Annotated in this window: 21 protein-coding genes and 6 pseudogenes; 8 read left to right on the forward strand and 19 right to left on the reverse strand. The window is 42.3% G+C overall.

Annotated elements, in window-relative coordinates; all coding sequences use genetic code 11:
* Window positions 1-254: 254 nt before the first annotated feature.
* The 13 genes and pseudogenes from L2W36_RS23150 to L2W36_RS23205 form a co-directional block, all read right to left on the reverse strand.
* Window positions 255-971 (reverse strand): hypothetical protein, encoded by a 717-nt coding sequence (locus L2W36_RS23150; protein WP_236111708.1) that lies wholly within the window; start codon window positions 969-971, stop codon window positions 255-257.
* Between the two features lie 3 nt (window positions 972-974).
* On the reverse strand, window positions 975-1,193 hold the full coding sequence (locus L2W36_RS23155; protein ID WP_236111709.1) for a hypothetical protein: 219 nt from the start codon (window positions 1,191-1,193) through the stop codon (window positions 975-977).
* A 147-nt stretch (window positions 1,194-1,340) separates the two neighbouring features.
* Window positions 1,341-1,798, reverse strand: a pseudogene (locus L2W36_RS23160) (DDE-type integrase/transposase/recombinase).
* Between the two features lie 227 nt (window positions 1,799-2,025).
* Complete coding sequence (locus L2W36_RS27395; protein WP_268980828.1) at window positions 2,026-2,148, reverse strand: hypothetical protein; 123 nt, start codon at window positions 2,146-2,148, stop codon at window positions 2,026-2,028.
* A 79-nt stretch (window positions 2,149-2,227) separates the two neighbouring features.
* Window positions 2,228-3,241, reverse strand: coding sequence for an HrpJ domain-containing protein (locus tag L2W36_RS23165; RefSeq protein WP_236111710.1), 1,014 nt, complete (start codon window positions 3,239-3,241; stop codon window positions 2,228-2,230).
* Window positions 3,242-3,257: 16 nt separating this feature from the next.
* Window positions 3,258-3,908 (reverse strand): type III secretion protein, encoded by a 651-nt coding sequence (locus L2W36_RS23170; protein WP_236111711.1) that lies wholly within the window; start codon window positions 3,906-3,908, stop codon window positions 3,258-3,260.
* On the reverse strand, window positions 3,905-4,483 hold the full coding sequence (locus L2W36_RS23175) for a type III secretion system domain-containing protein (protein WP_236111712.1): 579 nt from the start codon (window positions 4,481-4,483) through the stop codon (window positions 3,905-3,907). The genes L2W36_RS23170 and L2W36_RS23175 overlap by 4 nt, the downstream gene beginning before the upstream one ends.
* Window positions 4,484-4,485: 2 nt before the next feature.
* Window positions 4,486-5,214, reverse strand: coding sequence for a type III secretion system inner membrane ring lipoprotein SctJ (gene sctJ, locus L2W36_RS23180; protein WP_236111713.1), 729 nt, complete (start codon window positions 5,212-5,214; stop codon window positions 4,486-4,488).
* Window positions 5,211-5,516 (reverse strand): type III secretion system inner rod subunit SctI, encoded by a 306-nt coding sequence (gene sctI, locus L2W36_RS23185; RefSeq protein WP_236111714.1) that lies wholly within the window; start codon window positions 5,514-5,516, stop codon window positions 5,211-5,213. The genes sctJ and sctI overlap by 4 nt, the downstream gene beginning before the upstream one ends.
* Window positions 5,494-5,811, reverse strand: a complete 318-nt coding sequence (locus L2W36_RS23190) for an EscG/YscG/SsaH family type III secretion system needle protein co-chaperone (protein WP_236111715.1) — start codon at window positions 5,809-5,811, stop codon at window positions 5,494-5,496. Before L2W36_RS23190 ends, sctI begins: the two co-directional genes overlap by 23 nt.
* Complete coding sequence (gene sctF, locus L2W36_RS23195; RefSeq protein WP_236111716.1) at window positions 5,808-6,023, reverse strand: type III secretion system needle filament subunit SctF; 216 nt, start codon at window positions 6,021-6,023, stop codon at window positions 5,808-5,810. The genes L2W36_RS23190 and sctF overlap by 4 nt, the downstream gene beginning before the upstream one ends.
* Window positions 6,024-6,032: 9 nt before the next feature.
* Window positions 6,033-6,737, reverse strand: coding sequence for a helix-turn-helix transcriptional regulator (locus tag L2W36_RS23200; protein WP_236111717.1), 705 nt, complete (start codon window positions 6,735-6,737; stop codon window positions 6,033-6,035).
* Window positions 6,738-7,741: 1,004 nt separating this feature from the next.
* Window positions 7,742-7,932, reverse strand: a pseudogene (locus tag L2W36_RS23205) (hypothetical protein); the annotation flags it as partial.
* 243 nt (window positions 7,933-8,175) lie between these two features.
* Here L2W36_RS23205 and L2W36_RS23210 point away from each other — a divergent pair.
* The 4 genes and pseudogenes from L2W36_RS23210 to L2W36_RS23220 all read left to right on the forward strand — a co-directional run bounded on the left by L2W36_RS23210 (window position 8,176) and on the right by L2W36_RS23220 (window position 10,965).
* Window positions 8,176-8,706: a hypothetical protein gene (locus L2W36_RS23210; protein ID WP_236111718.1), complete on the forward strand. Its 531-nt coding sequence runs from the start codon at window positions 8,176-8,178 to the stop codon at window positions 8,704-8,706.
* A 2-nt stretch (window positions 8,707-8,708) separates the two neighbouring features.
* Window positions 8,709-9,013, forward strand: a pseudogene (locus tag L2W36_RS27570) (hypothetical protein); the annotation flags it as partial.
* Window positions 9,014-9,080: 67 nt separating this feature from the next.
* Window positions 9,081-9,988: pseudogene (locus tag L2W36_RS23215) on the forward strand (IS5 family transposase).
* A 290-nt stretch (window positions 9,989-10,278) separates the two neighbouring features.
* Window positions 10,279-10,965: an EAL domain-containing protein gene (locus tag L2W36_RS23220; protein ID WP_236111719.1), complete on the forward strand. Its 687-nt coding sequence runs from the start codon at window positions 10,279-10,281 to the stop codon at window positions 10,963-10,965.
* 78 nt (window positions 10,966-11,043) lie between these two features.
* Here the strand turns inward: L2W36_RS23220 and L2W36_RS23225 are convergent.
* A pseudogene (locus L2W36_RS23225) lies at window positions 11,044-11,404 on the reverse strand (DDE-type integrase/transposase/recombinase); the annotation flags it as partial.
* Between the two features lie 402 nt (window positions 11,405-11,806).
* Here L2W36_RS23225 and L2W36_RS23230 point away from each other — a divergent pair.
* A complete protein-coding gene (locus tag L2W36_RS23230) occupies window positions 11,807-13,249 on the forward strand; it encodes an SEFIR domain-containing protein (protein ID WP_236111720.1) in 1,443 nt (480 codons plus the stop codon).
* A 502-nt stretch (window positions 13,250-13,751) separates the two neighbouring features.
* Here the strand turns inward: L2W36_RS23230 and L2W36_RS23235 are convergent.
* Window positions 13,752-14,498, reverse strand: a pseudogene (locus L2W36_RS23235) (transporter substrate-binding protein); the annotation flags it as partial.
* A gap of 383 nt (window positions 14,499-14,881) precedes the next feature.
* On the opposite strand from L2W36_RS23235, the gene L2W36_RS23240 reads away from it, so the two are divergent.
* Window positions 14,882-15,184, forward strand: coding sequence for an MATE family efflux transporter (locus tag L2W36_RS23240; RefSeq protein WP_236111721.1), 303 nt, complete (start codon window positions 14,882-14,884; stop codon window positions 15,182-15,184).
* Between the two features lie 17 nt (window positions 15,185-15,201).
* On the opposite strand, the gene L2W36_RS23245 is transcribed toward L2W36_RS23240, so the two are convergent.
* Entirely contained in the window at window positions 15,202-16,047 is an 846-nt protein-coding gene (locus L2W36_RS23245; protein WP_207383190.1) for a GNAT family N-acetyltransferase, read from the reverse strand.
* A 131-nt stretch (window positions 16,048-16,178) separates the two neighbouring features.
* Here L2W36_RS23245 and L2W36_RS23250 point away from each other — a divergent pair, with 131 nt between their 5' ends.
* A complete protein-coding gene (locus L2W36_RS23250) occupies window positions 16,179-16,844 on the forward strand; it encodes a CatB-related O-acetyltransferase (protein ID WP_006074648.1) in 666 nt (221 codons plus the stop codon).
* Window positions 16,845-16,970: 126 nt separating this feature from the next.
* Window positions 16,971-17,396, forward strand: a complete 426-nt coding sequence (locus L2W36_RS23255) for a DUF6515 family protein (protein WP_236111722.1) — start codon at window positions 16,971-16,973, stop codon at window positions 17,394-17,396.
* An 85-nt stretch (window positions 17,397-17,481) separates the two neighbouring features.
* Here L2W36_RS23255 and L2W36_RS23260 read toward each other — a convergent pair whose 3' ends face one another.
* From L2W36_RS23260 to L2W36_RS23270, 3 genes are all read right to left on the reverse strand, one after another.
* Window positions 17,482-17,646, reverse strand: a complete 165-nt coding sequence (locus L2W36_RS23260) for a hypothetical protein (protein ID WP_156020246.1) — start codon at window positions 17,644-17,646, stop codon at window positions 17,482-17,484.
* Window positions 17,647-17,820: 174 nt separating this feature from the next.
* Complete coding sequence (locus L2W36_RS23265) at window positions 17,821-19,278, reverse strand: porin family protein (RefSeq protein ID WP_236111723.1); 1,458 nt, start codon at window positions 19,276-19,278, stop codon at window positions 17,821-17,823.
* 104 nt (window positions 19,279-19,382) lie between these two features.
* Window positions 19,383-20,132 carry a hypothetical protein gene (locus L2W36_RS23270; protein ID WP_236111724.1) on the reverse strand — a complete coding sequence of 250 codons (750 nt, stop codon included), beginning with the start codon at window positions 20,130-20,132 and terminating at the stop codon, window positions 19,383-19,385.
* Window positions 20,133-20,137 lie beyond the last annotated feature (5 nt).

The raw sequence follows: 20,137 nt of genomic DNA on the forward strand, positions 1-20,137 counted from the left end.
GTGTTTCAGGTACATATTGCTGTTTCTATCAGTTCGGCTTTATCGCGTGTATTCTGTTAAATCATCTGCCACTCACGTTCAGAAGCAATACTCGAGATCTGATAACGAAATGATTTTTCTCGTTGGTCTTCACGTAAATGACTAAGTTGTATCAGTTGATCAACATCTTTGCGTGAATAACCTAGTAAGTCTCCTAATAGCCGATCATCTTTGGTTTTGTTTGCAAGCCGCCTTAACACTTCATCGACACGCTGCTAAGTCGTTTTTTCTTTTGCTCTGTTGTGCGCATCATTCATTCCAAGAAAGTCAGTCGCAGCAATTAAGTTCATTGCTATTCTGGAAAAACAAGCACTAATTGGCGTTGTACCAACACCCGCAATAGCGGCAATTGCAAGTCCACCAGTTCTAACAATAGCGAAGACAATTAATGCTACAATCGAAGCCCCACATAGTGTTACTGCTGCTATGGTCGCAACAGAAATAGCTTTCGCTTTCCAGTTCATATCTTGCCAGGTATTTTTAGCATCCTGCCATATCCGGCTCATTGCACCCGCTTTGCTGGTTTCGAAACAATCTCTGGGAAGCGTACCGACATCTTGAAAAGCCTGACATTGCATCGCATACGACGCAACAGCTTGTGCACGATCGTTGAAGCTGCCTTGCTTATGAATACCTTCCATCAAAGCATTGACCATCACTTTGGTGGAAAGATATCGGTTAACTACGTTGGCCATTTTGTGCTCTGACCACGTTTGTACCAAACCTCCAAGGTGCACACATTCGTGGTTAGGCAAAAACTCTCGACGTCCCAGCAGGATGTCTTTAACTTGATTTTCTATGGTGCTCGTTTTCAAGACCGTTGAGTCCATAGCAGCAAGATCATTGCCAAACCAACCACTGTTAGAACTGATTATCTGATAGGCGTGTGTCAGGTTACCAGCAAGTGCTTGTGACTCTACAGGATCTACCATTGCTCAGTTATGCAGTTGTCCAAGTGTTTTCATAACACCCTGATAATTAGAACTAAGTTCACCCGAAGACAAAGTGTTATAAAGCTTATGGTAAGCCTCTGACCAATTGTCTGCTACATTCTGCTTTGCCCACGCAGACCAAGATTTTAGACTGTTCCCACTTACACTAGGGTCGCCTTTTTCCTTTGTTACCTGACAGTCAAAGCGAGTTAGCTCGAGCATGGACTTCTCATACCCGTCCTTCAGATGCGACTATTCTGCTAGCGCGTAAAATCGTTCAAAGGCTGTGTCACCTTCAATTTCTATTTGGTCACGTTTCAATATCGTCCATAATTCTTTACCATGGACGCTAGCTTTCGCTCCCTCCAATTACCTCCGTCCGAGAGCTTGACGGGTTTTCTGATTTACCCAGCGATGACTTTGCTCCACGATATTGTTCAGATATGTGACATTCAATATCTCAATCAGTGACAGCATAAAGAAGCCAGTTAACCAAAGTTGGGCATTTATTGTATCGATTGCTGCCTCATCCCGATTGTAACTGAGGTAGCAATCAATGACGTCGCCAAATTTAACGACAGCTCGATAATAGTAGAGCCATTCTCCTTTTATTTTGATATATTTCTCATCCATACGCCATGAGCTAGATACTGGCTTTTTTCGACGCCTTGCCCTGTGCTCTAGGATTGGTGAAAAGTTAAGAGCCCGACGGTTACTCCACGCTCCCTCTGAATCTCTTCAATTTCACGATAACTGAGTTTGTAAGCTAGGTAATAGCGATTGGTTCCAAGCATAACTTCGGAGGGAAATTGACAGCCTTTAAGCATCAGTACTCTGAGTGGCAAATGGGAGTTGACTAAATCTTAACCGATGATTCGAAACTTTGCGACAGAACCCCTCAATGAGTTATTCGAAAATCTCGTCACTGTTTTGATGAGAATGAATAAGAACCTGATACAGAATCGCGCGGGTGCTCTCCTCATAAAGTATATAATCAATACCCACCCTGCTTAACACATGATTAAGCTACAGTGCTCGCTTAAAAGTTTTACCCTCAAGCTTCTGGTTCTACTGTCGTCAGCATGCATCTCAGCTTCCAATCTTGGTCATTTTGTGGCACCGACACCATAAGATGCTCATCCATCAGCAACATGCATTGGTTTAATTGGTCAAACACCAAAGGCAACCCTCATTTTTCACCAAGGCGGTTTAGCAGTAGTTCATTATTCATTGTCGTTCTCCCCTTAACGGATTGATCATTCATTCCATTCGTCTAGAAGTTCGAGTATCGCTTCCTGAATGTGCTCTTTTTGTTCCGGATCTCGATAGCAGGCTTCAGCCATTACCGCCATTAAGTCCTTCCAGCGTCTTAGGAATACCACTTTACGTTCATCAACCAGCGCTAGCCGATTGATAATCAGTGATAGTGCGGCTGGATATATCCAGGACTGCTCAAGCAATTCTATCGTGGCGGACATAACAGAATGAGGCTCCAACACCATCGCCTTAGCCAGAGATATGCAATGGTCTTCAAATGTAAGAAACAACAATAACCGTTTTAAGTCTTCAATTGTGGCCGCAATTTTGGTCATATCGTCACGTCTTTGACCTTCATCAAGCGGTTCAGCCATAGAGCGAATAAGAATGCGAATATACAGTCGTCTATCTTCATGCTGCTCTAATAGCTCAAACCAATGCGCTAGGCCTTTTTCACCTCGTTTGGCATGTTGATAGAGATGGCGAACTGCACGTAAGCCATTCTTATCAACATTTATCCCTTGCGCGGCAGCTAAGATTTCTAGCTCTACTTCTTCTTCCGCGAGCAGTTCAGCAAGGCGTTTCTTAAGCTGTTTCTTCATCGCTGGGTCTAAACCCTTAAAACCAAGGAGAGACGTCAAAACCAAGGCGACCTTTCCCTTGTCTAAGCCCGACTTTTCTAACGCAGAAAACACCTGAGAAGCGTCTTTCATTTGAGAAAGTTGCTCAGAGATTCGGTTGATAGACTGGAGTGCCATCTCATCCATTTGCTGAAGAAGCTTTTCCATACCATTCATCATCGGATCTTGCACTTTAGCGACTAGGTTTAAGCGCTTCATCATGCTACTCAACCCAAGGCTTAACCCTTCCATTGTTTCTTCCATCGCTTCTGCTCTCACTTCAGCAAGGGCTGCGCTCGCTCGCGAGGCGGTTGACTCGTTGACGGGCGCTGTATTGGGCGTATTTTGAGAAAATGCATGAAGCTCTGCACTGGCGTTTCCATCAACTCTCATTTTCTAAACCCCTCTCTTAAGCTGTCGACTGCTGACTAGGATGGGAGAACGAATCGAGTAGCGTTCGCAATTGCTGGTCGAGATCGATTCTGACAACTAAACTGTTTGATGACAGTTCTGCTTGAGCTCGATTCAACTCAGTGTTGATCTGCACATTTAAATGCTCTCCAAACTCTTGCTCCATCGTCGAGTAATGCTCTTGAGGAACGAAAAGAGTCAGAGCTTGTTTGGTTGTTTGAGTAGCGATTTGGTCGCTTATTCGCTTGACCAAAAATTGGCTGATGTCCTGCTCAACGGACCATTGCTCAATAACATCGCGTACTTGCTGACGAATCCGGCCTTTCAAGTTTTCGATTAGGCTACGTTCAAGCTCCCTTTGTTCGACAAGCCACCTAACCGACTCCTTTACTGCTTGTTGCTGGGCTTGTTCTCGCCATGTCGATTCCAATTGTTCCGCGTTTTGGTGTGCTTCCTGAAGGATACGTTCGGCTTGGTGATGGGCCTCATCCCTTTTCAGACGTGCTTGACGAATGATTGCAGCTATTCTTTGACGGGCATTCAATTCACAATATGTTCTGCGGATGGCTGATTCAATTTGTTGTTTGGCAACCGTGTCACTAGATTTGTCTAAGTCACAATGCCTTACTGATATAGCAAATGGCTTCATAAAAAACGCTCCAATCTGAATATCCAGCTTTCGACGCGCTCTATGTCGTCTTGAGTAAGTGCCATTGGTGTATCGAGTACCGGTAAGCTCAGGCGAAACAGCAACCAAAAAGGCTGATCGCTCCAAAGGTAGTATATGGCGCTGGCACTAAAAAACTCAGCTTGTTCCAGAACATCGTTTTCTGACCATGCTGGAGGTTCGCTACCCGTTGGCCATAGAGCGATCAACTGTTCAATTTGAGGTTGAGTAAATTTCTGTTTTAAGACGCTTCGATAGCTGCTATCCCACAAGTAATCCGGGCAGTTTTGCGACAACAGCCCGGCGGCTGTCGCAATTAGAGAGATTCTTGGCAAAACAGACAGCCACTTATTCATTTCCTCTGAGCATTCACTTAGCCATACTGACTGACACCCTGCTCGGCTTAGAATGACGTTATCAAGTCTCTTGTTCACCAATTGATTATGTTCTTGAACAGAGTGTAGAGTCTCCAAATCCAGCTCTGACCACCATTGAGGGTGCAACCTTGTGGTGGCCTGCCTTAGCATTTTGTTCTGCGATATTGTATCAACAAACATCTTCAACCCTCTTTTCTTCGGCTTAACCCCAACCCAACTACACCGGTAATAACCACACTACCTAAACCAACGGTTACCGGAATTCTGTTTGCGATGAGCCAGTTCTGGACATCCTCCCAATCGGAGTTAGGTTGAACGACTGGCTGGTAACGGAAGTCTGCGGGTTGTATGAACAAACTGATGTTTTCGTATTGCAAATCAGGCACCGCATTTTTAATCAGATTCCGTATCTGAGACTCTGAATTGCCTAAGTTTGCCTCCGGTGAATACTTGATGTACACAGCAGCCGATTTTTTACTGGGTGCTGAACGTCCTGTATTGGTGCTCTTATCGCTTTGAGCAATTGATACTCGTGCGCTGATAACACCATCCATGCTAGATAGGGTTCTTTCCAATTGTTGCTCTTTTAAATAGCTCATCTTGGCGTCTTCCTGAGCAGGGGAAGAGACAAGCTGACCGGAAGGAAATAGCTGCTCGATACCAACGTATTCGGCCTTCGGATATCCATTTTGTCTTAACAATTCAACCGCATTAATAAATTGATTTTTCTCGATCCTCAGCGTTACCTTGCCCGTTTTTGCGTCAGTTTCAGAGCTTGCATCAATATGATTGAGCATAAGCAACGCCATCATTTGGTTGGCTTCAGACTGCGGCAGGTTTTGGTAGAGTTCGACTTTACAACCTGTCAGCAGCAAAGCCATTACCAAGGCTAGCCATTTGAACTTCTTCATTGCATTGTCACCAGCTTGTTGATCGATTGAGACAGGCTACCAGCGGTTTTGGCTGCAAGGTCGACTTCCACTAAAGCTCTTGTCACCATAGTTTGGCTCTGAATAGCCTGATCGGGTGAAATTCCCATAGGAGCGTTTGAGTTAGGCATTGGGCCGACAATGTCATTGAGCTTGGCTGTTTCCTGAGTTCCTTGTTGCATTAACTGGCTGAACTTACCCACCATAGCTTTATCTGGGTTGACTGTTTCAGTCCGCTTATCCAGAGCTAAAGAGGTTGCTTTAGCAATTGCACTCAGTTCCATGTTGACCTCCGGTAATCAGTGAACAAATTTTTCGTGTGTCTGCACTTTCAGTGGTCGACACATACAGATAACGCAAACCCTCAGCTTGAGGTGTATGTAACCCGTTCAGAGAGCGAATTGCCTGAGCTCTTTTGTCGAGAGCAAAGTAGATCAAGCTGGCACAAACTCGCCTGTCTTCTTCATCTTCAATCAGTAAAGGGAAAGCATTTACGATGCTAAGTGCATGTTTTTCTAGCCTATGGTTTGCCGCTGCCAGTGCTGCTTCAACAAGCAGTTGTTTGTTTGAACTGTTCATATCTTCGCTATGATCCCCTGCACCATGTCTTTGACTGCTTTGATCAAGGCACTCTCATACCCTAGAAAGTTGGAATACTGCTGCACTGAAAATTGGGCTTGCAGCATTTGATCTGGGTTGTTGGGGTTAGCTTGTGCCATTTTGGTTTTAATGTCCTGTGCTGATTGAGCAGACATCTGGGACAATTCGTTGATAATCGCATTAAGGTCCATATCGACCTCCTATCTTTTGCTATCCGCACGAAACTCGGATGGGGTGCATTGGTAGCGCTTTTTGAAAGCACCAATAAAGTGGGAGTGGCTACTAAAACCGGCATCAAAAGCGACGTCTGCGATCCTACAATCCGTTTCTAAAATCACCTGTTTTGCATACTTTAGGCGTTGCTCGGTCAGCCAGGTTTTAGTTGATTGGCCGTAGTATTTGTAAAAAGCTGTGTTGAGCTTAGTCACTTCCATTCCAAGCTTTTCGGCGTAGCGAGATACTGTCCATTGCTCGTATAAATGCTTGTTTACAAAATCAAAAACTTTTTCATTAGAATTCGCATATAGGTTAAGAAGATTGGAGAAGTAAGGCTTGTCCATCTCAAGGCAGTAGGTAAAGACGAACCGCAACATCACTGCTTTGTTCACTTTGTGAAGCTGCTGAATGACATTCACCAGTTCATCAAACACAGGAACCGCGTTCACTTCACCAACTGCGGGTTGAAAAGCTGTATCGCTGGATTTAATAAGGTCTGTTAATAATGGATAAACTAAGCAAATTTCACCCGGATAAAAGAATACGCTCATCCAGTCATTGCGGTTTGCCGCATGTATTTCGGCCTCTTCCCCGACCATAACGATCTGGTTCGCTGCCACCTCTGTTCGCTTTCCGTGATAATCGATATGACCAGGCTTATAAAACAACACCACTTGTAATGCTTTCATATCAATGACCTTCTGTTGTTTTTGTGCTCAGTTTGCCTAGGTCAAGGCAAGATCGATATCGGGTGAACACCTGAGTTCTGCTTTAGGGGGGGGTGGAAAGTGTTTATTTATAAGGGGTTGAATGACTTTACGCCGTATCCTTACAACAGAACCTTCTTCATAGATGGAATGAAAGTCTAGATATATCAACACGCTATAGCTCATACTTTTGTTTCATAGTATTAAGTGAATTGTTCAAAAAGTACTTAGTGATTTTATTAGTAAAAATGCTATACATAAAAGATACATCCTATCTCTTATGGATAAAACGTACGTCTGATAAACTTGGGTATGGAACTATAAGAAATAGTTAAATTGTAGATTCTTTTTAAATCACTAAAATGGCCCCCTGAGCTCAAGAGTCAAGTTGTTAAAACGATAACTGCACCCAAACCAACAACATATACATGTTCCAGCCATGCTAGTTGTCGTAGTGGCCTAACGGACAGCTAGATAATTCCGTAGGATAAGTAAGTGTATAGGTTGGAAATATCTTCCTTATTAAATAAAGAAGTGTTGGCAATATAAACTCTATGATTTGCTGCTATCAGAGGTTTTTCCCTCTTTTGGCATAGTTACTATCTTGCGTGAAATTTGAAAAGTAGTAGATTTCGTAGACAGTGATTTATTATTAGATTAGTGGAATAAGAAGAATGCTAAAAATATTAAGAAGCAAGTACTACAATTGGCACAGGGGCAATAAGTTGGTTTCAAACACATTGATTACCATCCTTTTTATTATCTCACTTGCTCTATTGTCATTTTCTTTGAAGTTAATGATGTTGGATATTGCATTAACACTAGTTATTACTGGTTCGATTTTTTTATGGTCTTCTTTCTATCTTCTAGATATTGTTATTCAACAAGAATAAGTAGTATTTTGTAAATTATCTTGATTCGAAAACAAAGTAAAACCGAGCTTAAAGACAACATTTCCCTATTGCTTGTAGGGAGTAAAAACGGGCTTATTGCAAAAAACATCTTAAAGTGAGCTTTAGGCAGGGAGGACTAATTTTAGTTGAAACAATCTCAACATTGAACAAACTAATCATAAAAGTAGATCGCTCCCGTATTAGAATTTTCAGAACACTTTTTCTCAACCAAAAACCTAGTTGACCTTATTCAGCATTCGCAGTGATTCGAATCCTTGAATGGTTAACTAAACTCCCCTCAGACTATTGAATCCACGAGTAAGGGGGTAATTACAATCTTTTTTTTACATATAACTTACGAGCATCGTAGATATAATAGAGTTGGAAGCGTTTACTCCATTCGAGACGTCTAAAAAGCCTTAACGTTCCTTTCCATGTTTACGGATGGGGTTAGTTTTATTGTAGAAACTACATTTAACTTAGATGAATAAGAACAAAGTTTTATTTTTGTAACCGAGGAAAAATCTATGTTATCTAAAACTGCATTAACCCAAATACTCTCTGCAGAGAAGAGTCGTTTGGCAGGCCGTAATATTGTCGAAACGTTTGTTAGAAAAAATTATGAAGTGGCGAAACTTCAAGTATCAGAACGTATGCTTAAAGAAAACTCTAGAGAAGCCTACAAAAAAGTCGTAGCTATTCTTCTTGGAAGAATGCCATATGTTGGCTCGGCGGTCAGTACGATTTTTGAAAAGATCGTACATAATAAAACACTCGGAGAGATACTTGATGAAGCGCTAACCTTTTACTATATCGCCGATATTTATTCCAAAGACATACGCGGGGACACGAATAAAGGAACCTTAGAAATTTATGTCAAGGCTCAGATTTATCTCGAATTAGCAGACGCTTTGATGGAGTACGTAGAAATTCAGCAAGCGTCTTTTGTCAGTGGAGTCAGACTACAATTTTTGACAAAATATGCGGTGGTACAGCGTGAGCTTCAACGAGTATTGACATCGAAAGGTGATATAGAACTCGATACCTTTTCCCAATAGCTATGACTAAAAATGGATGCCTTGGGCGCACTAAACAACGTGGTACATATATTCACGCTCAAGGCTATCACTTTCCCTCCGAAGTTATGCTTGAAACCAATCGCTATTACCTAGCTTACAAACTCAGTTATTGTGAAATTGAGGAGATTCAGAGGGAGCGTGGAGTAACCGTTGACCACGCAACGATTAATCGTTGTACTCTTTACTTTTCACCAACCCTAGAGCACAAGGCAAGGCGTCGAAAAAGCCAGTATCTAGCTCATGGCGTATGGACGAGACCTATATCAAAGTGAAAGGAGAATGGCTTTGATGTGATGGAACTAATTCAAGAAGCTACGATCTGATCGGCTATACCCATCAATCGTTGTAGCCTCATCCCTAAACCTCGTTACAAAACAACTAACTGGAAGGCGTCAATCAACCGTGGTTCTCTGACCTTTTGAATTGATGACGAAGCGATTGCCGAGTGGAAGCAAAAAAAACAATGCAGCGAGGTAGACCACGCCGATTCAGCGACTTAGCCATTACTACCGCTCTGATGGTGAAACGCGTCTTCTCTATGCCATTGGGAGCGCTACAAGGTTTTCTTGACTCCGTATTTGAGCTGGCTAACATCCCGCTTGTTTGCCCGCACTACACATGTGTAAGTCGTCGAGCCAAGGCCGTTGAGGTTTCATTTAAACCCAAAACTCGAGGAGCAATCCAACACCTAGCCATTGATTCCACTGGTCTTAAGGTTTATGGTGAAGGTGAATGGAAGGTCAAGAAGCATGGTACTGACAGGAAACGTAGGGGTTGGCGTAAACTACATGTCGCGGTAGATACCAACACCCACGAAATAGTCGTAGCAGAGTTGAGTTATCTAACGTTACCGATGCCGAAGTGCTTCCCAACCTACTTAAGCAAACACGTCGCAAAATCATTGAGATATCAGGCGATGGCACTTATGACACACGGAATTAACATGGTGCCATACAGTTCAAGTGTGCTGTTCCGCTTATCCCGTCAAGGGAGGGAGCAGCTTTCTGGGAACAAGGGCATCCTCGTAACTTAGCGGTAGGTTGCCAAAAGCTCTACGGCTCCGATAAGAAGTGGAAAAAGCGGTATGGTTATCATAAGCGCTCTCTATCAGAGACTGCAATGTACCGAGTAAAACAGCTGCTAGGCGGGAAGCTAAACCTAAGAAATTACAATGCTCAGGTTGGTGAGACTTTACGCTATGATTAAAGCGTTGAACAAGCTTACAGGGCCTGGTATGCCTAAAACTCTGTATGTTGTTTAAGAAGTGAACAATATGGGGCTAACATGTTTTCTCACCGAATTAAGTAACAAAGCCCCCTTCAATATACTACCTTTCCATTTTTACAACCTACATAAAGTACAACTTTCTGTATCTAGTCTTGCCGTAGTTACCGGCTAAAGTGTAATCTGAGCAGTACACTCATATTAAACTGCAAAATTCCGCCCATGAGTATTCCGTAAAAGAGTAGTTTGATGAGATAGGTTCTAACTTGGGTTAGCCTCAGAATTAGATATACATTCCTGTCTTTATCTTTATGGTAACGAAATCTCATGTTAGACTTAGACGCAACCTATTTTTTTCAACCCGCTTTTACACCATATGGCGTACTCTATAACGAGCTGCTTACACGTGTAACCGACTATGACTCAGATTATTTCTTCGAAAGCGCAGAGGAAAACGTCCTCTTAGAGTTACTCCGAGAACAGATGAACGTGGTATGTATTTCAAGGGCAAGTAGCCCAGTCGGGGTCAATATTGAACCACGATTACTTAAACACAGATCCACTTTTCATATTTTACTCAGAGGTCTTAAAAGCGGAGATTACATAGAAATTACAGAGCGAGGATATGATAGTCTCGATAGTTCATCCTTGAATAATCTGCAGTTGATTAGTGACGCAGGTATTAAATTAGTACTGGATGATATAACATTATCGAACTTTGACAACGGTTTATTAAACCAGATGAATCTCAGTTTTGTGAAGCTAGATAAACATGAGTTTTGGAGCGCGATTAAAAGTGACTCAGTCTTGGAACATTTACATAGGCTTGTAAACCTCTTAACAAAACATGACTGTTCATTAATCGTAGAGGGGATTGAAAGCCTTGAACAATTAATAATATGTAAGAAGAGTGGAGTATATGCACACCAGGGGTTTTATTTAAGTAGACCTCTTAACGCGAAGACAAATATTTATAATAAGGCTTCCTATTTACCTTTTTTCAATTGTGAATAGACTGTTCTGTTTACTTTAGGTAGCGTCTTTGCGTTCTACTAAACATTGTTAAAAAGTATGTTTGCCGCTACTAGGTGCGTGGCGCAGACACCGCTTCAGGAACTGATAGTTTGTGGGAGAAATAGAAGTCTAGCCTCTCTCCTTGTTTGTTAATAGCTCGGTACAGATAATGCCATTTTCCTTTCACCTTTACACAGGTTTCATCAAGCTGCCACGAAGTGTCGTAACGGATGAATTGACGACGACGTAATTTCTTGCGTAGTGCTGGAGCATACTCAATGAACCAACGATAAATGGTCGAGCGGTTAACCGAAATTCCTCGCTCTTGCAGCATGTCGCTGAGGTTAGGGTAGCCCATTGGAATTAAACCATAACAGCGTAGGCACCATAAGGTGATTTCAGGGGCAAAATGTTTCCATTTAAATTCGGGATTAGTCATTGAACAGCAGGATTAGATGGAGAAAGAAGAAATTCTGAGTCTTTGCCCCAAAGTTAGTTTGAGGGGATTCAAATGCATAGTTCTTATGCCCTTTCTATCAAAGTACCATCTTTCTGATAAAACTATCACAAGGAGTTCAAACGCTATCTTATGATATTCGGAACTAGTGCCCTCAGTTAGGTATGACTATGTTATAGGGCTGTTACGAATAAATGCTGCAACTAAAATATTGATTTTGCTTTATTACCCTAGCGAATGTGACGTTTTGCTGTAATTTGTAGTCAGTTTTGGTGTGGCTATGGAACATCCTTTAAAGTTATAGGTAGACATCAAACTTGTGGCATAGATTCCATTGTAAGATAATGTTTTGTTAGAAGTAGATTGTTTCTGGGAGTGGCATTGATGACAGAAGAACTCAAGCAACCAAAAGTCTTTATCTCGTATAGCTGGTCTAGTACACATCATCAAGGGATGGTTAAGCTGTGGGCTGATAGGCTAATTAGTGATGGTGTAGAAGTAATACTTGATATCTATGACTTGAATGAAGGTGATAATAAGTATGCTTTCATGGAGTCTATGGTAACTGACCCAGACGTGACTCATGTTCTAGTTGTATGTGATTCTAAGTACAAAGAGAGAGCTGATGCTAGAGAGAAGGGAGTTGGTACTGAGTCTACTATCATCTCAAGTAAAGTTTACTCTCAGGTAAAGCAAAGCAAGTTCATTCCTATACTGTGTGAATTTGAAGACAATGGTGAGCCTGTTGCTCCTGTATTCATGGATGCAAGAATTGGCATTAACTTCTCTACTCCTGAAGCTGTCAATGAAAACTGGGAGCAACTAGTAAGACTCCTTTACAGTAAGCCTCTTCATGTGAAACCAAAGAAAGGTGCTGTTCCTGCCTACATTACAAGTGATACACCTCTACCAGCTAATGAAGCTAGAGCTAAGTTTGAGTCATTAAAGCAAGCTGTTCTTCAAGAGAAGAAAGGTTTAAGAATGTATAGAGAGGACTTCTTTGACTCGGTGGTGACTTATGTCCAAGAGATTAGAGTGAAAGAACGTCCAGATGAAAGTAGCTTCCCTAGCAAGGTACTCGAAGATTGCGGAAAGCTAAAAGTAGTCAGGAATCAGATATGTGATTGGGTTCTTCTTGAAGGTAATGTAACAAATGAGCAAGAGCTAGCTCAGGATATTATTGGACTTCTTGAGAAGCTTAGAGAGATGAAAACGAGACCACTCGAATTGAGCTACTGGAATGAAAGATGGAGTGATGCTCCTAAAGCTTTCTTATATGAGTCATTCCTCTATATAGTGGCAGCTCTCTTAAAGGTTAGGTGCTATCAAGTTCTTCATGAACTCTTCACTTCTAGCTACATGGCTCCACCAGAACTTGTTCAAAGAGGTACTGAACTTGAGAGCTTTAGCACATTCTATGGGAATGCAGATTCACTACAAGAGGTCTTAAGACCTAATGATAACCTCTTATCTCCAGTGGCAGAGTTATTTAAAGGACAGGCTGATAGACAAGACATTACTTTTAAAAACTTAATAGAGGCAGAAACTCTAGTCTTTATGATGTCTATGCTCCAAGAAGTCCATTGGTATCCCGCAACACTTCATTACGCTGAACACTATGAGAAGTTGCCTTTCTTCTTACGAGCTGCTCAACACAAGAACTATTCTAATCTGGCTGTAATAACAGGCATTCAAGATGCAAATCTATTGAGGCAAAAATTAGGAGACGAGTTACAGAAAAGAAGTCAATATCAAGCGCGTTTCTTTTTCTACGCTCCTGATTTTGGTCTCCTGATGAACTTAGATAAGTTAGATACAGTGAAGTGAGTTCGAGTGCTTAGTTTGTAAGTCTTCTAGAACCGAGAGTACGAATCCACCTAAGAGGTCGATATGACCTCTTTTTGATTTTAAGCAGGGTCACCTCTAACGCACTTTTGTCCAAAAGTGAGTTTCGAACTTTGTTGCCACACGGTCTTTGGATTGCCGTGTTGGTGGAGTCTTAGTTTCAAACTTTAACTTCCTCGATAACAACAAAACAAGAAAAAGTAAAATACTTTGGGGGACACTCAACGTTGGAAGCACCCAAAGAGAATGTGATCTATCAGATATGTTTAAAGATGAGTTTGCTTGAGTGTTTTTGAGATGTGAATCAAAACTATGTCAACAAAATCTATAGCAACTCTATTATTGGCAGTGATTTTCAAGGGAGAGTGAAAGCGAAATTTGTTGTCACTGTTGACATAAAATATATTTTAATAAGGGCTCTCGTTATGCTAAAGTTTATGGGGTCACTCACTTAAGTCAACAAATCGAGTGTACATAATGCCACGACACCTTGCGCGCCTAACTCTTTATAAAAGGGGACATTCGCATCGCCATTAATCGTAGAAACCACCGCCGTTTTTTTACCCTCAGAGCCAAACTTCTTAATGTCTGAAACAATCGACTGCCAATCAGAATGACCAAATGGCGTGTAACTGATCATGATGTCTTTCTCACTGACGCCTTTGTCTTTTAAGTAAGCTTCTAAGATCTTATTCGTCGTGCGCGGATAAACATAGTCCGTCCCTGCCAGCACCCAACGCTCGACGTCCAGTTCGGTCATCAGGTAGTCAACGGCAGGAACGGCTTGCTGGTTCGGCGCGGCACCAGTGTAGAACACATTCTTCGAAGACTCTTCGCCTTCGTACTGCACTGGATAAAATAAGATGCTGTTTAACTCTTCAAAAACGGGCAACATCGACTTACGAGAGACCGATGTCCACCCACCAAACACCACATCTACTTTTTCTTTTTCCACTAACTCGCGAGCTTTCTCCGCAAACAATGGCCAGTTGGAAGCAGGATCGACAACCACAGCTTCTAGCTGCTTCCCGAGTAAACCGCCCTTTTTATTTTGCTCTTCCACCAGCATTAAGATGGTATCTTTTAGCGTGGTTTCACTGATGGCCATGGTGCCAGATAAGGAGTGCAATACTCCGACTTTAATCGTTTCTTCCTCAGCCACTGCTATACCCGATACAAGCGCCATTGAAGCACTCACTGCAGCAAGTTTAAGTTTGAACGTCATGTTCATGTTGGATATCTCCTTATTATGAATAGTTATGTCTAACTTTCATATTTCAAGAAGAATGCCAGATATGATAAGGATAATTACACAACCTCAACCAACTGAATATTAAGGCCTTTATCTCAACCAACTCCAGATTGAAGCTTAATACTCATTCTGGCGCGCTGCATATTGGTGCAATCACAGGTAGAATTTCACCAAGTTAGCGATATCTCTCGCAATATTTATCACCTGTCTTTGTTCTTTAGCCTCAAGCTAGAAAAAGCCTCCTTGGTTAACGCTTCCATATAAGAAAAATTGCGACTAACTCGACATCTCATCTAAGGTAACTGATTGCATACCATGTTGATTCTTATTAATTTAATAAGACAGACAGCAGGGAGAAAGCGATGCAACAACAAACCTTTAGCGAATTTATCAAACGTGTATTGGTGCTCGGCGTGCCTATCGCTTTGCAAAGCTTACTGATGAGCAGCTTGGGGTTTGTTGATAGTTTAATGATCAGTCAATTAGGTACTCAGGAAGTCGCTGCTGCAGGTATTGGTGCGATGTTCTTTGACTGGTCGTTTCCGGTAGTATTGTTAATGATGACATCAGAAGAGATCGTCAAAGCTTTCCCCGCTACTTGGCGTGTTTTCAGCCATCGATGGGTCAACAATCTGACTGATAGCGAAGCACGACCCACCGCTTAACATGAGCTTTCAGGCAACTAACCAATTTCAAAAGAAGTCACACCAAAGGTTCTACCAAGTGCAATATCAGGACTGCCCTTGGTATACATGCGCGCCGTCTCAAAACAGGCGGTCATTTGATGATTTGATGCCAACTCTAGTGCTGCTTTGTTGGTTTCAGGGACATCTAGAAAAACCGGCTGTTCTGGATTAACACTCGAGGTAAGTCCAGTATAGAGCATGTTTGCAATACTCATTGAGTCAGCAAATAACGGTCCTATTTTATACCCGTCTTTGCAAGGCCGAATAACCCCAATACCTTTAATATCAGAAGGTGTACCAGCATACAAAGCCACACTGTTTGGTTGAAACAGCCATGATTGATAGAACGCCTCTCGATGTGACGGGAAAAAGGGGAGCAAGTAATGTTGAGCTAAATCCAAACTTACACTACGCAAAGGCTTGATAGTCTCTTGATTATATGGCGATGATGCGGTCAGGCTTTGATAGCGAATATTACGGTGTGACAAGACAAATCCAGAGCGCTTGTAGTTGTCCTGTTGGTCTACGACGCCATCCAAAGCAACATTGCAACCCTCTAAATAAGCCATACCTTTACGCCAAATTTGTATTCCATATCCTTTCCCCCGATACTCTGGTTTGACGATATAAAACCCCAAGAACCCAAAGCTATGGTCATATTTGATCACTGAGATACACGCTATCGGCTCACCGTCTAAACTCCCTAACAAGAAGCCGGACGGATCAGCAAGGAAGTACTGCTGCGCATCATTGAGCCCTGGGTTCCAGCCTTCTTTCGCCGCCCAATCCACCGCTAACTGCACCTCTTCCAAATTCATTTGTCTAATATGAAATCCCTTCATATTTTCACCTTTCATTACGTCTACTGTTATAAGTAACTTAGTGGGCAATACAAACTTCGACAACAAGCTCATTGGAAGCGACTAAAGGTCGTGCTAGATTTTGTGAGTCATTACCAAAAAGAACGAAAGACATGAATACATTTCCTAACTGGCTTCAAGGTGAAGTCATCAAAGACAAGGTTACTAACCCTAATATTCAGGTTGGCGACTACTCCTATTACTCTGGCTTTTACCACGGCAAGAGCTTCGAAGACATTGCCGTGCGCTACCTACTGGGCGATAAACCCACGAGAGAATTTTGGGAAAGCGGTGCTTATACCGATATTGATAAACTGATCATCGGTAAGTTTTGCTCTTTTGCGTCAGGGGCAACGTTTATGCTCGCGGGCAACCAAGGGCATCGACTTGATTGGATTTCTACCTTCCCATTCTCACAAGAAACCTTCGGTGCAGATGTCAAAGATGGCTTTCAGAAAGCGGGCGATACCGTCATTGGCAACGATGTGTGGATTGGCAGTGAAGCGATGATTATGCCTGGTGTCAAAATCGGCGATGGCGCTGTCATTGGCGCTCGTTCGGTTATCACCAAAGACGTAGAGCCCTATGCCATTGTGGTTGGACATAATACGGTGATCAAAAAACGTTTCAGCGAAGATCAGATCAATAAATTGCTTGAGATGCAGTGGTGGAACTGGCCTCTAGATACACTAAAGCAAGTTATGTCCGTAATGTGTAGCCCTGATATTGATGCGTTGTATCAATACTACCAATCACATCCAGACTTAACGCATTCATGATAACTATTTAAGTAAGCTAACTTATTGTCGCTTCATGTAAAACCTACCAGCTGCTGACAGGCCGTTAACTCGACAATCGTGAATACATAGACAATGACCTGAGAACACACATCTCTTAGGTCATTCATGAACAAAAAATTCTCCCAAAAAGCGCTATTACTCATCTTATTCTTGAGCGTTTTGTCCTCCCCTACCTTTGCTGATCCTTGGCATAAACACTTCGACAAACCGTGGAAAAAGCACAAACATCATAAGAAAGAAGTTCACATTGTACACCACTATGAGCCACATAGATTGCCGGACTCCGCCGTTATGCTAGCCATCGCAGGCGTTACCTATGCGTTGATTGATGGTCACTACTACAAAAAAGAGAAGCACAAATACATTATCGTAGAGAAGCCACCAAAGAGGCGTTATCGACTAGGACAAATGGTGAAAAAGCTCCCTGAAGGGGCGACCGCAGTAAATAAAAGAGGACAACAGTACTTTGTTTCGAGAGGAAATTGGTTTCTTGCGGTGAGCAATGGTAAGTACGTTGTGGTTGAGCCGTAGCTCTTAAAGAAGGGGGGACTTAGGCGATACTCACATGAACTGCTTTAGGGAGTATCGCTTACTTTTCAAATCCTTGAAAGGCTGGTTACATAACCCAAGTTAGGCTAAGTAACAAAACTACAGCTGAAGTCGCAAGGTACATAGTTAGGATAGTTGCGATCTCACCTAGAGTAGAAGTTGAAGATTTTGATGCTTTTTCTACTTCTGTAGTTTTCTCAGTGTCCAATGTTGATAGAAGTGCTGCGTTCATTTTCTCTACCTTATGTAATAACATTTCAAAAGACAGAGCGAATTTTACTCATTTCGTGATGAAGGTCAAATGTTTTAAGTAATTTAATTACGAATAATTTTATGAATTGTCGATTAGTTTATCTAATCCTATCCGGCTCAATCATCGCCATCTCATTGGATGGGCAGACCTCAATTAAAAGCGTCGGGTTAGACTCGAAACAAACTGACGCTTTTTACTTCCATTCTGTCCATACTCCATAGAAATAGACCAATCTCGATTGAAGTTATAGTTGGCACCCACTAGCCCTAACCACTTATCAATATTCTCTTGCTCGACCTTGTAATCAATAGACTCACTGGTTCCTGGGATAGGTTGTGAGCCTGAAATGGTCAAACGGCTATCCAGATAAGTTGCCCCAGCATAAATGGCAATGGATTGAGTGCCTTTAAGTGGAATTTGCTTACCAACACGAGGGGAAATATTAAGAACAAATCCTTCAGCATCACTACGACGCATATCCGCATAAGAGGCCGAAATTGGCACCGTAAAGAAGTAGTCTTTCCATCCTGAAGCTAGGATAGTACCAACGGTATAGTTGGTACCACTCAAGTCAGCCACTACTGGTACCGTTAGTGAGCGCTCTTGGAGAATACAAACAGGTTTATTAATTATTCTTGAGCAATCCTCACCGATTTGATTGAGAAAGTCGTTCCCATCGATAGTAAATTGAATATCGGCTTCACCACTGATTTTACCAACTGTTGCGAAGACATTCATAAACGGGAATACCCAAGCATCTAACTTTAACTGTGGAGTTTGTGTATGGCTGGTATTGTTATCAAACGACACGAAGTCAATCGGTACTTTGTTAGAACCTCGAAAGCCTACTTCTAAATCATTAAGCTGCATTTGTTGGAATGTATCGGCATAAATCACACTAATACCAAATGGCTTAGGCAAGCTAAATCCTTTATCAATAACATTCTGAGCATAGAAAGGTAGCGCTCGGTCCCACTTTTTAGGTGGCACATCGCTGGCAGGAATAGGCTCTTTATTTGGTACTCGATTTTCTCCAAGTCCTGTCTCTGTTAGGTCATAGTTGACCGAAACCGACACAACTTTGGCACTACCGACAGCGCCGCCACCTGAACTAGAAATAAGATAGATAGGTACGTCTTCGTCTCTACCAGCTAAACTCATACTGCTAAACTGGCCATCTTCACCTAAAAACCACTCTGCTCCGACTGAAGGTTCCCAAGATCCACTACGATATTCCTTTAATGTTGAAGCATCATTGAAGATGGCCAACGCTTGAGTCGTGCCCAGTGAAAGGCCTGCCCCCACCTCGTATCGATTAACGTCGATATAGGTGACTAAGCCATCTCGTTGATCATAGATTGCACCAATTCCTGTACCACCACCTAAAACTGGGATCTTTACGTTAGACATAGAGACAGCAGCATAACCATCAGCATAAGCAAGTTGCTCAGGTAAGTCAGGGTAACGTTCACTGAGCTGGTTGATCAGCGTATCTGATGTGGCATTAATCTCTTCGCGGACCGCTTGGCGCTCTTCTGGAGGAATGGAAGAACTGCAACCTGCCAGTATCAATATACTCAATGCAACAATGTATGGATGTTTGCTGTGCATAGCGGACCCCAAGTCAAAAGGAGAGCAGCCTACTTTATTGTGCGCTACGTCTCATCATAAGACACCGATTCAATCAATTGTTAGCATTTATTAATAGCTTTGATTCAATCCTGTAGCCGTTTAGCGGCTGAAACAAATCCTTCTCGAGCGTCTTCTATAATTGGAAAGCCATGTGCTGGTAGCAAAGCATCATAGTTCAACATCGCCTTCTCCATTAGCTCTTTGGTCGTTGGTTTAGCCATTTTCAGCCATCCAGGGCCAAAGTTACTTGAAGAAATGAAACCCATTTTGGGCATCATCCACTTTGCAAGCCAATTGAAATATTCATCAGGTCGGGACCAATTCTGCATACTGTCGCCAGATACCAAAATGCCTTTCCCCCTTTGCAGCAAAATCAAGCCTTCCTTTGGGGTACTGGTGGAAAACTCATGGTAGGACGCACCATTGATAGGAAGATCATCAATCGATTTTAGAATTCGATCAGCACGATAGTATTCTGCACTTTCTTCACTTGAAAACCCTAGTATATAAGGCGCATCCACTGACCATAAGGTTGCTCCAAACGTTTCTTTGTAAAAAGGGTCATCAAAACCATGGAAGGCCGCCAATCGAATAACGTGTTTGACGTCGCCTAACTCATCTAACTCTGCGATGCCTTTGTCACTCAATCTCACCGAGTTTATTAAAATAAGGTCTCCTCCTTGTCTAATCACAATCATATTTCGACTAAAGACGAGATTAAACGGTCCCCATTTAGGGTGTGGCGCTTTCATGGAAACAGACCCTGTGACTAAATAAATATTTTCTAGTACCTGAGTCAATTCACCATGGGGTAACGCTTCTGGGTAGTTCATTAGGT

The organism is Vibrio sp. McD22-P3 (assembly GCF_021568915.1).
Lineage (GTDB): Bacteria > Pseudomonadota > Gammaproteobacteria > Enterobacterales > Vibrionaceae > Vibrio > Vibrio mediterranei.

Bases quoted from the DNA above. Each gene is read 5' to 3' on its own strand.
- L2W36_RS23150 (WP_236111708.1), bottom strand. From the start codon at position 971: ATGGTAGATCCTGTAGAGTCACAAGCACTTGCTGGTAACCTGACACAC.
- L2W36_RS23155 (WP_236111709.1), bottom strand. From the start codon at position 1,193: ATGCTCGAGCTAACTCGCTTTGACTGTCAGGTAACAAAGGAAAAAGGC.
- L2W36_RS23165 (WP_236111710.1), bottom strand. From the start codon at position 3,241: ATGAGAGTTGATGGAAACGCCAGTGCAGAGCTTCATGCATTTTCTCAA.
- L2W36_RS23170 (WP_236111711.1), bottom strand. From the start codon at position 3,908: ATGAAGCCATTTGCTATATCAGTAAGGCATTGTGACTTAGACAAATCT.
- L2W36_RS23175 (WP_236111712.1), bottom strand. From the start codon at position 4,483: ATGTTTGTTGATACAATATCGCAGAACAAAATGCTAAGGCAGGCCACC.
- sctJ (WP_236111713.1), bottom strand. From the start codon at position 5,214: ATGAAGAAGTTCAAATGGCTAGCCTTGGTAATGGCTTTGCTGCTGACA.
- sctI (WP_236111714.1), bottom strand. From the start codon at position 5,516: ATGGAACTGAGTGCAATTGCTAAAGCAACCTCTTTAGCTCTGGATAAG.
- L2W36_RS23190 (WP_236111715.1), bottom strand. From the start codon at position 5,811: ATGAACAGTTCAAACAAACAACTGCTTGTTGAAGCAGCACTGGCAGCG.
- sctF (WP_236111716.1), bottom strand. From the start codon at position 6,023: ATGGACCTTAATGCGATTATCAACGAATTGTCCCAGATGTCTGCTCAA.
- L2W36_RS23200 (WP_236111717.1), bottom strand. From the start codon at position 6,737: ATGAAAGCATTACAAGTGGTGTTGTTTTATAAGCCTGGTCATATCGAT.
- L2W36_RS23210 (WP_236111718.1), top strand. From the start codon at position 8,176: ATGTTATCTAAAACTGCATTAACCCAAATACTCTCTGCAGAGAAGAGT.
- L2W36_RS23220 (WP_236111719.1), top strand. From the start codon at position 10,279: ATGTTAGACTTAGACGCAACCTATTTTTTTCAACCCGCTTTTACACCA.
- L2W36_RS23230 (WP_236111720.1), top strand. From the start codon at position 11,807: ATGACAGAAGAACTCAAGCAACCAAAAGTCTTTATCTCGTATAGCTGG.
- L2W36_RS23240 (WP_236111721.1), top strand. From the start codon at position 14,882: ATGCAACAACAAACCTTTAGCGAATTTATCAAACGTGTATTGGTGCTC.
- L2W36_RS23245 (WP_207383190.1), bottom strand. From the start codon at position 16,047: ATGAAGGGATTTCATATTAGACAAATGAATTTGGAAGAGGTGCAGTTA.
- L2W36_RS23250 (WP_006074648.1), top strand. From the start codon at position 16,179: ATGAATACATTTCCTAACTGGCTTCAAGGTGAAGTCATCAAAGACAAG.
- L2W36_RS23255 (WP_236111722.1), top strand. From the start codon at position 16,971: ATGAACAAAAAATTCTCCCAAAAAGCGCTATTACTCATCTTATTCTTG.
- L2W36_RS23260 (WP_156020246.1), bottom strand. From the start codon at position 17,646: ATGAACGCAGCACTTCTATCAACATTGGACACTGAGAAAACTACAGAA.
- L2W36_RS23265 (WP_236111723.1), bottom strand. From the start codon at position 19,278: ATGCACAGCAAACATCCATACATTGTTGCATTGAGTATATTGATACTG.
- L2W36_RS23270 (WP_236111724.1), bottom strand. From the start codon at position 20,132: ATGAACTACCCAGAAGCGTTACCCCATGGTGAATTGACTCAGGTACTA.